The 9,638-nt window shown below is 73.5% G+C and carries 10 protein-coding genes and 1 pseudogene; 6 read left to right on the top strand and 5 right to left on the bottom strand.

Features of this window, described 5'->3' with window-relative positions:
* Positions 1-132, top strand: a pseudogene (locus G3T38_RS18830) (integrase core domain-containing protein); the annotation flags it as partial.
* Here G3T38_RS18830 and G3T38_RS18825 read toward each other — a convergent pair.
* Positions 129-788, bottom strand: coding sequence for a response regulator (locus tag G3T38_RS18825; RefSeq protein WP_163774105.1), 660 nt, complete (start codon positions 786-788; stop codon positions 129-131). The pseudogene G3T38_RS18830 and the gene G3T38_RS18825 sit on opposite strands and share 4 nt — an antisense overlap.
* A gap of 187 nt (positions 789-975) precedes the next feature.
* Here G3T38_RS18825 and G3T38_RS18820 point away from each other — a divergent pair, with 187 nt between their 5' ends.
* The gene (locus tag G3T38_RS18820; RefSeq protein ID WP_241729061.1) at positions 976-2,607 is read left to right on the top strand and encodes an MDR family MFS transporter; all 1,632 of its coding nucleotides are present in this window, start codon (positions 976-978) and stop codon (positions 2,605-2,607) included.
* Entirely contained in the window at positions 2,604-3,077 is a 474-nt protein-coding gene (locus tag G3T38_RS18815) for a MarR family winged helix-turn-helix transcriptional regulator (protein WP_163774104.1), read from the top strand. The genes G3T38_RS18820 and G3T38_RS18815 overlap by 4 nt, the downstream gene beginning before the upstream one ends.
* 111 nt (positions 3,078-3,188) lie before the next feature.
* Here G3T38_RS18815 and G3T38_RS18810 read toward each other — a convergent pair whose 3' ends face one another.
* Positions 3,189-4,862: a glycoside hydrolase family 13 protein gene (locus G3T38_RS18810; RefSeq protein WP_163774103.1), complete on the bottom strand. Its 1,674-nt coding sequence runs from the start codon at positions 4,860-4,862 to the stop codon at positions 3,189-3,191.
* Between the two features lie 78 nt (positions 4,863-4,940).
* Between G3T38_RS18810 and G3T38_RS18805 the strand changes: the two genes are divergently transcribed.
* Positions 4,941-5,783: a hypothetical protein gene (locus G3T38_RS18805; protein ID WP_163774102.1), complete on the top strand. Its 843-nt coding sequence runs from the start codon at positions 4,941-4,943 to the stop codon at positions 5,781-5,783.
* On the opposite strand, the gene G3T38_RS18800 is transcribed toward G3T38_RS18805, so the two are convergent.
* Positions 5,755-7,116: a cryptochrome/photolyase family protein gene (locus tag G3T38_RS18800; protein WP_206675932.1), complete on the bottom strand. Its 1,362-nt coding sequence runs from the start codon at positions 7,114-7,116 to the stop codon at positions 5,755-5,757. The two genes, G3T38_RS18805 and G3T38_RS18800, sit on opposite strands and share 29 nt — an antisense overlap.
* Positions 7,117-7,187: 71 nt before the next feature.
* Between G3T38_RS18800 and G3T38_RS18795 the strand changes: the two genes are divergently transcribed.
* Together G3T38_RS18795 and G3T38_RS18790 are read left to right on the top strand one after the other, a co-directional pair.
* Positions 7,188-7,874 carry an iron-dependent transcriptional repressor DtxR gene (locus G3T38_RS18795; protein ID WP_163774101.1) on the top strand — a complete coding sequence of 229 codons (687 nt, stop codon included), beginning with the start codon at positions 7,188-7,190 and terminating at the stop codon, positions 7,872-7,874.
* A gap of 250 nt (positions 7,875-8,124) precedes the next feature.
* Entirely contained in the window at positions 8,125-8,469 is a 345-nt protein-coding gene (locus G3T38_RS18790) for a hypothetical protein (RefSeq protein ID WP_163774100.1), read from the top strand.
* On the opposite strand, the gene G3T38_RS18785 is transcribed toward G3T38_RS18790, so the two are convergent.
* Positions 8,435-9,316, bottom strand: coding sequence for a Sir2 family NAD-dependent protein deacetylase (locus G3T38_RS18785; RefSeq protein ID WP_163774099.1), 882 nt, complete (start codon positions 9,314-9,316; stop codon positions 8,435-8,437). The genes G3T38_RS18790 and G3T38_RS18785 overlap by 35 nt on opposite strands.
* A 33-nt stretch (positions 9,317-9,349) precedes the next feature.
* A complete protein-coding gene (locus G3T38_RS18780; protein ID WP_163774098.1) occupies positions 9,350-9,619 on the bottom strand; it encodes a DUF2277 domain-containing protein in 270 nt (89 codons plus the stop codon).
* Positions 9,620-9,638 lie beyond the last annotated feature (19 nt).

Raw genomic sequence — 9,638 nt, 5'->3', positions numbered from 1 at the left:
GAGTCAACCCAACAGCGCAACACAGCCCTCCCGGGCTGGCTCCACTTCTACAATCACCACCGCGCCCACTCCGCGATCGGAGGCCGGCCACCGATCACCCGGCTGACCAACGTGCCTGGACATCACAGCTAGTCCTTGTCGGCGCGGAGGCCCATCTGCGCGGCGAGCAGCGCGGCCTGGGTGCGGCGCTTCACGCCGAGGCGGGCGAGCAGGTGCGTGATGTGGTTCTTCACGGTCTTCTCCGACAGGAACAGCTCGTCGGCGATCTCCCGGTTGGTGAGCCCCTGGCCGACGAGCGCGAGGATGCGCTGCTGCTGGGGCGTGAGCGACGACGGGTCGGCCTCGACGCCCCGCTGCGCGCTCTCCCGCATCCGCTCCATCGCGCGGATCGCGACCATGGGGTCGATGAGCGAGTGGCCGTCGGCGACGGCGCGGACGCCCGAGATGAGGGAGCTCCCGCCGATCTCCTTCAGCACGTAGCCGTCGGCCCCGGCCAGGATCGCGCTCTGCAGCGCGACGTCGTCGTCGTAGCTCGTCAGGATCAGCGCCCGGATCTCGGGCCGCAGTGACTTGATCTCCCGGCACAGCTCGATGCCGGAGCCGTCGGGCAGTCGCGCGTCGAGGACGGCCACGTCGGGCCCGGTCTCCCGGATGCCGTCGAGACCCTCGGCGACCGTGCCGGCCTCCCCGACCACCTCCAGGTCGGGATCGGACTCCAGCAGGGCGCGCAACCCCCGACGTACGACCTCGTGATCGTCGACCAGGAACACGCGAACGGCGGAGCTCATGGGGACCACTCTGCGACGTGTGCGGGCGAATGTCCTAGTGACGGGCCGGGATCGCCCGTTCGGAGTGGGAGGAGACGGGGGCCACAGCCCGCAATGGTTGCATCTAGCAACCAAGAGCGTATGGTTGCCATCAGCAACCAAAACGGCGTCACGCCGTGAACCCCCGCACGGAATCGAAGGTCCCCGCATGGCACACGAACCCCACCACGAGGCCCACCACCTCGCCGTCGACCCCGAGGTGCGCACCGACGTCCCGATGACCCACCGGGAGATCCTGTCGGTGATGTCGGGCCTGCTGCTCGCGATGTTCGTCGCGATGCTGTCCTCGACGATCGTCACCAACGCCCTGCCCCGCATCGTCGTCGACCTCGACGGCGGCGAGGCCGGCTACACCTGGGTGGTCGTGGCCACCCTCCTCACCATGACGGCCTCCACCCCGATCTGGGGCAAGCTCGCCGACCTGGTCAACAAGAAGCTGCTGGTGCAGATCGCGCTCGTGACCTACGCCATCGGCTCCATCGCCGCCGGCCTCTCGCAGAACATGGGGCAGCTGATCGCCGCCCGCGCCGTCACCGGTCTCGGCGTCGGCGGCATGACCGCCCTCGTCATGGTGGTCATCGCCACGATCGTCACGCCGCGCGAGCGGGGGCGGTACTCGGGCTACATCGGCGCCGTCTTCGCGATGGCGACCGTGAGCGGACCGCTGATCGGCGGCCTCATCGTCGACACCCCCGGCCTCGGCTGGCGCTGGACCTTCCTCGTCGGCGTGCCGGTCGCCGCCGTCGCGCTCGTCGTGCTGCAGCGCACGCTGCACCTCCCCACGCCGGTCCGCACGCCGGGTGAGCGCCCGTCGATCGACTACGCCGGCGCCCTCCTCATCGTGGGCGGCGTCTCGGTGCTCCTCGCGTGGGTATCCCTCGCGGGCCACCAGTTCGACTGGGCCTCCCTCACCACCGCCGGCATGATCCTCGTCGGCGTCGCGCTCCTCGTCGCGGCCGTCGTGGTCGAGAGCCGCGTGGCCGAGCCGATCATCCCGCTCCGTCTCTTCGCCGACCGCACCACCTCGCTCGCCACGCTCGCGTCCGTCATGGTCGGCGTCGCGATGTTCGGCTCGACGGTCTACCTCTCGCAGTACTTCCAGATCGCCCGCGGCATGAGCCCCACCCACGCCGGCCTCATGTCGACCCCGATGGTGCTCGGTCTCTTCGTCTCGAGCGTCGCCACCGGTCGGATCATCAGCAACACCGGCCGCTGGAAGAAGTTCCTCGTCGGCGGCATGGTCGCCGTCGTCATCGGCCTCGCCCTCCTCTCCACCATCGACGCCCACACCCCGCTCGTCGAGATCGGTGCGTTCATGGTGGTGCTCGGCGCCGGCCTCGGCGCGACGATGCAGAACCTCGTGCTCGCGGTGCAGAACCAGGTCGCGCAGCGCGACATGGGCGCGGCGAGCGCGCTCGTGACGTTCTTCCGCTCCATCGGCGGCTCGTCCGGCGTCGCGGCCCTCGGGGCCCTGCTGGGGCACCAGGTGGCCGACAAGGTGACGAGCGGCCTCGCGAAGCTGGGGATCGCCGCCGAGGGCTCGGGCACGACGCTGCCGGACCTCGACACCCTGCCCGGCCCCGTCCGGGACGTGTTCCAGGGGGCCTATGGCGACGCCACCGCGCTGCTGTTCCTCGTCGCCGTCCCCTTCGCCGTCGTGGCCCTGCTTCTCGTCAGCGCGATCCGCGAGGTGCCGCTCCGCACGACCCTGGACGTCGCCCCGTCGACGCCCGTCGACGAGCGCGAGGAGGCCCCCGTCGAGGTGGAGGCCGCGCGATGACCGCCACGGCCACCGACCTCGACCCCGAGGTCGTGCGCGACCTGGAGCACCAGTTCTTCGTGCTGCTGCGACGCCTCCGCCGCAACCTGGCCGAGCGTGGCCAGGCGGTCGCGCCGGGCCTGTCCGCCCTGGGCTACGGGGTGCTCGACCAGCTGGCGCGGGACGGTGCCGCCCGGGCCGCCGACATGGCGTGCGTGCTCGGCGTCGACAAGGGCGCGATGAGCCGCACCGTCCACCAGCTCGTCGAGCTGGGCCTCGTCGAGCGCCGCAGCGATCCCGACGACGCCCGGGCCCTCGTGCTCGAGCTGTCGGACCACGGTCGCGAGCGGCTCACCGCCGTGGGCCTCCAGCGTCACGCGGTCTTCCTCCGGGCGATGTCGGAGTGGACCTCCGAGGAGGTGGCGGACCTCGCCGCCACCCTCGGCCGCTACAACGCGAGCATCGAGGCGGCGCTGGCCGCCGAGCGCTGACCGCCTGCCCGCGGGGGCTCACGCAGAAGGGGCACGAACGACACCCGGACCCAGGTCTGGACCGTCGTTCGTGCCCCTTCTCTCTGGCGTGGGCCCGCGTCGTACCCCCGCTCAGTCCGCCAGGAACCACGCCGCGGTGTCGAGGGCGATCGTCGCTCCCGGCGTGTCGCCGCTGCTCAGCAGCAGGGTGCCGAGGCCGCTCGGCAGCGGCTCCGCCGCGTCGCCGGCGTTGAGCACGCAGGTGAGCGGCCCGCGCCGGTAGACGAGCAGCGCCGGCCCGGCCTGCAGCACGTCCACCTCCTCGCCCGCCGTCTCCGCGAACGTGCGCCGCGTCGCGAGCGCCGCGCGGTAGAACTCCAGCGTCGACCCCTCGGCCCCCGTCTGCGCCTCGACCGTCAGGGCCGCCCAGTCGTCGGGCTGCGGCAGCCAGGGCTGCGAGCCGGTGGCCGCCGGCCCGAACCCGTACGGCGCGGCCTCGCCGCTCCACGGGATCGGCACCCGGCAGCCGTCGCGGCCGATGTCGGGCTTGGCGGTGTCCTTCGTGCGGAACCAGGACGGGTCGGTGCGGTCCTCGGGGGCCACGTCGACCTGCTCGAGGCCGAGCTCCTCGCCCTGGTAGAGGTACGCGGAGCCCGGCAGCCCCAGCATGGCCAGGGTCGCCGCCCGGCCCCGGGCCCGGCCGAGCTCGCCCCCGCCGTACCGGGTCACGTGGCGCACCACGTCGTGGTTGCTCAGCACCCAGGTCGGGGTCGCGCCGTACGGGCGGAGCGAGGGGAGGGTCTCGGTGATGACGTCGGCGAACTCCTGCGCGTCCCACGCCGCCGAGAGCCAGTGGAAGTTGAAGGACTGCTGCAGCTCGTCGGGGCGCACGTAGCGCGCGATAGCCTCCGCCGTGCGGGCCCACGACTCGGCGACGGCCATGCGGCGGCCGCGCTCGGAGTCGTCGTACTCCGCCAGCACGGCGTGCCAGCGCCGGTAGACGTCGTGCACCTCGGGCTGGTCCCACATGGGCTCGTCCAGCCCGGCCGCCTCGACCATCGACGCGGGCCCGTCGGCGTCGGGGTCGGGGAGCTCGGTGTCGGGCAGGCCCTCCTTCTTGAACAGGCCGTGCGCCACGTCGACCCGGAAGCCGTCGACGCCGCGGTCGAGCCAGAACCGGAGGATGTCGACGAACTCGTCGCCGACCTCCGGGTTGCGCCAGTTCAGGTCGGGCTGGGTCGAGTCGAAGAGGTGGAGGTACCACTGCCCGGGCGTGCCGTCCGCCTCGGCCACGCGGCTCCAGGCCGCGCCGCCGAAGACGCTCGGCCAGTTGTTGGGCGGGGTGTCGGTGCCGTCGTCGTCGCGGAAGACGTACCGCTCGCGCTCGGGGCTGCCCGGTCCGGCGGCCAGGGCCGCCTGGAACCACGGGTGCTGGTCGGACGTGTGGTTGGGCACGAGGTCGACGATGACCTTGAGCCCCAGCTCGTGGGCGCGGGCGAGCAGCACGTCGGCGTCGGTCAGCGACCCGAAGAGCGGGTCGATGTCGCGGTAGTCGGCGACGTCGTAGCCGTGGTCCTTCTGCGGCGACGTGTAGAACGGCGTGATCCACAGCGCGTCGACGCCGAGCTCGCGCAGGTGGGGGAGGCGGGCCGTGATGCCGGGCAGGTCGCCCACGCCGTCACCGTCGGCATCGGCGAAGCTGCGCACGTAGACCTGGTAGACGACCGCCTGGCGCCACCAGGCGCCGTCGACCGACGGGAGGGCGGACGGGGTTGGCTCCGGGCTCGGATCGTTCGAGTCGACCATGCGGGCGAGTCTAGGGACGGGGTGCCCGTGCGAGGGAAAACCAGGGCGCGGGGGGCCGTGATCGGTGACACTCGGGCCATGACGCGCTCGACGACGGCCCGCGGGGCGGCAGCGGTCCTCGCGACGGCGGCCGCGGTGCTGGCGGGAGTCGCCGGGGTGCAGCTCCTCGGGGACGAGGCCGAGACCCGCATCGTCGACGTCGCGCCCGCGGAGGCCGCGACCGCTGCCGCCGGGGAGGTGACCGCGGAGTGCCCGGAGCCCGCGCCGGGGGAGGAGCCGACGGCCGAGGGGCCCTACCAGGTGATGTCCGTGCCGAACGCGTGGCCCGCCGAGACCCCCGTCGTCGCGTCGCCGCCGCCGCAGGACGGCCTCCTCACCAACCCGAGCGGGGCGACCCCGGGTGCTCCGGGCGTCGACACCCTCGGCTTCGACCGGCCCTACGACGAGCTCGACGGTGAGCGCCCGACCTTCGTCTGGGTGGTCGGGGACGGGGGCGTCGAGGGCTACGTCTTCCGCTGGGATCGCGACAGCGTCGTGCGCTTCGGGGCCGGAGCGGTGGCCCTCCGCACGGAGGACGGCGCGACCGTCATCGGCCGTCACCAGCCGCCCGGGCTGCCGGACTACCCGGTCAACGAGCGCGGCCAGTCCTACGGGCCGAAGGTCGACGACCTCGAGTCGCCCGACCTCGTCGAGGTCGCGGGGCGCTGCGGCGTCGCGGGCTACGCGGAGGCGGCGCTGTTCGGCATCCCGGACCTCCCGGCCGACGTCGACACCCTCGAGGAGCTCGAGGCGTTCAACGCGGCCCTGCCGACCAGCGTGCCCGTGACCGAGTCCGACGGCGTCACCGAGGTCGACCGGCTCGAGGTGTTCAACCCCGTGCCCGAGTACTGCCTCAACGCCGGATCTCCTCCCACCTGCTGAGCGCCTCGAGACGCTCCTCCTTGTGGTCGACGATCGGCGCGGCGTACCCCACCTGCTCGCGCGCCGCGGCCGACGGCTCGTGCGGGTCCTCGCCGTCGGGCAGGTCGCGCAGCTCGGGGACCCAGCGGCGCACGTAGTCGCCGCTCGGGTCGAACTTGCGTCCCTGCCCGGTCGGGTTGAAGACGCGGAAGAAGGGGGACGCGTCCGTGCCGGAGCCGGCCGTCCACTGCCAGCCGTGCTGGTTGGAGGGCAGGTCGCCGTCGACCAGCCACTGCATGAAGTGCCGCGCCCCGTGCTGCCACTCGACGTGCAGGTCCTTCACCAGGAAGCTCGCGACGATCATCCGCACCCGGTTGTGCACCCAGCCGCAGCCGCGCAGCTGGCGCATCCCCGCGTCGACGACGGGGAAGCCCGTGCGCCCCTCGCGCCAGGCGTCGAACTCCTCGCCCGGGTCGTCGTAGCGCATCCGGCCGTACTCCGCCCGCAGGTACTCCCGCGCCGTCTCCGGCCGGTGGTGCAGCACGTCGGCGTAGAACTCGCGCCAGGCCAGCTCGGAGCGGTACGTCGCGCGCCCGGCCCCGCTCGCGCGGCCGATCTCGGCCAGCATCGTGCGCGGGTGGATCTCGCCCCACTTGAGGTGCACCGACATCTTCGAGGTGGTGTCGAGGTCGGGGCGGTCCCGCTCGTCGGCGTACGCGGCCAGGTGGTCCGCGACGTACGTCTCCCAGCGCTGCGCCGCCGCCCGCTCGCCGGCCTCCGGCAGCTGCAGGCCCTCCGGCAGGTCGACGTCGGGCACGTCGACCGCGGACGCCAGCTCCAGCCCGCTCAGCCCCCGCGGCGCCTCGAACGGCGTCTCCCACCCCCGCTCCGCCCAGGCGCGGGAGAAGGGCGTGAAGACGGCGTACGGCGTGCCGTCGCCCTTGGTCACGCTGCCGGGGTCCACGGCGTACGGCGAGGAGGTGCGCACGAGGTCGATGTCGTGCTCGGCGAGGGCCGCGGCGACCCGCTCGTCGCGCTCCGCGCCGTACGGGCCGAAGTCGGCGGTGACGTGGACCTCGGAGGCGCCCACCTCCCGCGCGGCGGCGACCACCTGGTCGACGGGGTCGCCACGCAGCACGGACAGGCGGGTCCGCCGGGAGCGCAGGGAGCTGTCGAGCGCCTGCAGCGAGGCCGCGAGGTGGGCGCGGCGGGACACGCCGGCGACGTCCCACAGGGCGGGGTCGAGGACGAAGAGGGGCAGCACCGCGTCGGCCTCGGCGGCGGCGAGGAGCGCGGGGTTGTCGGCCAGCCGCAGGTCGCGGCGGAACCACATGACGCTGTGGCGGGAGGGCATTCCCCCACAGTGCCAGGCCGCCCCTCGGGTGGGGGTCGTCGCGCGCCCCCGGGTAGGGAAGAATGGTTCTCGTGAGCGATCTGATCGACACCACCGAGATGTACCTGCGCACGATCTACGAGCTCGTGGAGGAGGGCATCGTCCCGCTGCGTGCGCGCATCGCCGAGCGCCTGCACCAGTCGGGCCCGACCGTGTCCCAGACCGTGGCGCGCATGGAGCGGGACGGCCTGCTCACGGTCGAGGGTGACCGGCACCTGGAGCTCACCGACGAGGGTCGCCGCCTCGCCGTGCGCGTCATGCGCAAGCACCGCCTCGCGGAGCGCCTGCTCACCGACGTCATCGGCCTCGACTGGGAGCTCGTGCACGCCGAGGCGTGCCGCTGGGAGCACGTCATCAGCGAGACCGTCGAGCGGCGGCTGCTCGAGCTGCTGGGCAACCCGACCGAGTCGCCGTACGGCAACCCGATCCCGGGGCTCGACGAGCTCGGCCAGGACGAGCTGCCCGAGAACTTCATGGACGGGGTCGAGTCGCTCCAGAGCGTCGCGGGCGCGGACGAGTCCCGGGTGCACGTGCGCCGCATCTCCGAGGAGATGCAGAAGGACGAGGTGCTCATGAGCGCCCTGCGTCGCGTGGGTGCGCTGCCCGACAAGACGGTCACCGTCGTGGCGACCTCGGAGGGCGTGCTCGTGGGCTCCGGCGGCGAGACCGCCGAGATCTTCCCCGACGCCGCCGAGCACATCTTCGTGCGCCGCACCTGACCGCTCGTCCGATCCCCGGCGGGAATCCAGAGGTTCTCTTGAGGTGCGCCGCCGGTCGGGAGTCGTAGCGTCGGCCCTGCGCTGCCCCTCGCGGGGAGGGTGAGGGGCAGCGCCACAGCACGACGCACCATCAGGCCACACGTCCGGGTGCCGACGGTCACGTCGGCGGGGGCGTGACTCGCGGGGGCCGTCTTCGTTGGTGGAGGGCAGTGCGGGGAGGTTGCTCCCCGCCCCGGCGGAAGGCTCCGAGATGGAGATGCTCGACGTCGAGCTGACGGCGTTCACGCGCCGTACCGGCAGCGTGGTCGTCGCCCACAGCGCGACCGACCTCGACCACGGCCTGGAGCCCGGGGCGACCGTCGTGACGCGCGACCAGGACGGTGTCGTGCGGGCGGCCCTCGTCGCCGACCTCGACTTCGACCTCGAGGACACCTACTACCGCCTCACGCTCGGCGAGGTGCTCCGCCTCGACGAGGCGGAGCTCGCCGTCGCGGCTGCTCTCGGGGCGGGTGACCTGCCGACGCGCACCGGGGTGGAGCGTCTGCTGGCCGAGGTCGGCGTCAGCCGACCCGGGCACCTGCGTCGCGTGCCCTGACCTCCCGCCGCCGCGCATCGAGCGCGTCGAGGAAGCCGCTGCAGCCGACGTCGAGCGCGTAGGTCGCCAGCTCGTCGCCCCGGGTCGCTCCCCGGTTGACGACGACGACCGGCACGTCGCCGCGGACCGCGCGACGCACGAAGCGGAACCCGCTCATCACCGTCAGGGACGTGCCGACCGCGAGCAGCGCGCCGTCGTCGGGGCGCAGCGCGTCCACCGCGGCGAAGCACCGCTCGACCCGCGCGGCGGGCACGTTCTCGCCGAAGAAGACGACGTCGGGCTTGAGCACGCCGCCGCACGCCTCGCAGGGCGGCACGACGAAGTCGCTGGTGTCCTCCAGGTCGACGTCGCCGTCGGGCCGCACCAGCACGCTGCCGTGCCGTTCCGCCCAGTCGGGGTTGGCGGCCGCCATCCGCTCCTGCAGCGCCGCCCGCGGGCTGGTGGCACGGCAGTCGAGGCAGACCACGTCGGCGATGCGGCCGTGCAGCGCGACCATGCGGCGTGTGCCGGCCGCCTCGTGCAGGCCGTCGACGTTCTGCGTGATGAGCAGCTCGGGGTCGATCGCGGCGACCGCCCGGTGCCCGGGGTTGGGGTCGGCGCGCCGCATCCGGGCCCACCCGAGGTGGCTGCGCGCCCAGTACCGCTGGCGCGCCGCCGAGCCGGAGACGAAGTCGCCGTACGTCATGGGGGTGGGCCGGGGCGGACGCCCCTCGGCGACGGGGCCGCGGTAGTCCGGGATGCCCGAGTCGGTCGACAGGCCCGCGCCGCCGAGCACGACGAGGCGCCGCGGCGCGAGCAGCGCGAGCGCCGCCTCGACGGCCTCCGGCGCGGCGGTGCGCTCAGCCACGCGGGGTCCCCGGGGGTTGCTGGACGGGACCGGTCACCGCGCGTAGCGCAGCTCGGCCCGCGCCCGTGCCTTCGCCGCCTCGACCTCGCGGTCCTTGGGCGGGGCCGAGGTCTCGAGGTCGTCGACGAGGTGACGGGTGATGTGCGCGATCTCGCGGACGGCCTGGTCGAAGACGGCCTGGTTGGCCTGCGAGGGCTTGCTGGTGCCGCTCACCTTGCGCACGAACTGCAGCGCGGCGGCGTGCACCTCGTCGTCGGTCGCCGGCGGCTCGAAGTTGTTGAGCGGACGGATGTTGCGGCACATGGCCCAACGGTACGTCGCG

The sequence above is a fragment of the Nocardioides zeae genome, from assembly GCF_010686755.1.
Taxonomy (GTDB): Bacteria; Actinomycetota; Actinomycetes; order Propionibacteriales; family Nocardioidaceae; genus Nocardioides; species Nocardioides zeae.
Note: the sequence above shows the minus strand (reverse complement) of the source record. Positions and strands in the feature narration are given on the sequence as shown.

Coding starts and splice junctions, on each gene's coding strand:
- G3T38_RS18825 (WP_163774105.1), bottom strand. CDS start 788: ATGAGCTCCGCCGTTCGCGTGTTCCTGGTCGACGATCACGAGGTCGTA.
- G3T38_RS18820 (WP_241729061.1), top strand. CDS start 976: ATGGCACACGAACCCCACCACGAGGCCCACCACCTCGCCGTCGACCCC.
- G3T38_RS18815 (WP_163774104.1), top strand. CDS start 2,604: ATGACCGCCACGGCCACCGACCTCGACCCCGAGGTCGTGCGCGACCTG.
- G3T38_RS18810 (WP_163774103.1), bottom strand. CDS start 4,862: ATGGTCGACTCGAACGATCCGAGCCCGGAGCCAACCCCGTCCGCCCTC.
- G3T38_RS18805 (WP_163774102.1), top strand. CDS start 4,941: ATGACGCGCTCGACGACGGCCCGCGGGGCGGCAGCGGTCCTCGCGACG.
- G3T38_RS18800 (WP_206675932.1), bottom strand. CDS start 7,116: ATGCCCTCCCGCCACAGCGTCATGTGGTTCCGCCGCGACCTGCGGCTG.
- G3T38_RS18790 (WP_163774100.1), top strand. CDS start 8,125: ATGGAGATGCTCGACGTCGAGCTGACGGCGTTCACGCGCCGTACCGGC.
- G3T38_RS18780 (WP_163774098.1), bottom strand. CDS start 9,619: ATGTGCCGCAACATCCGTCCGCTCAACAACTTCGAGCCGCCGGCGACC.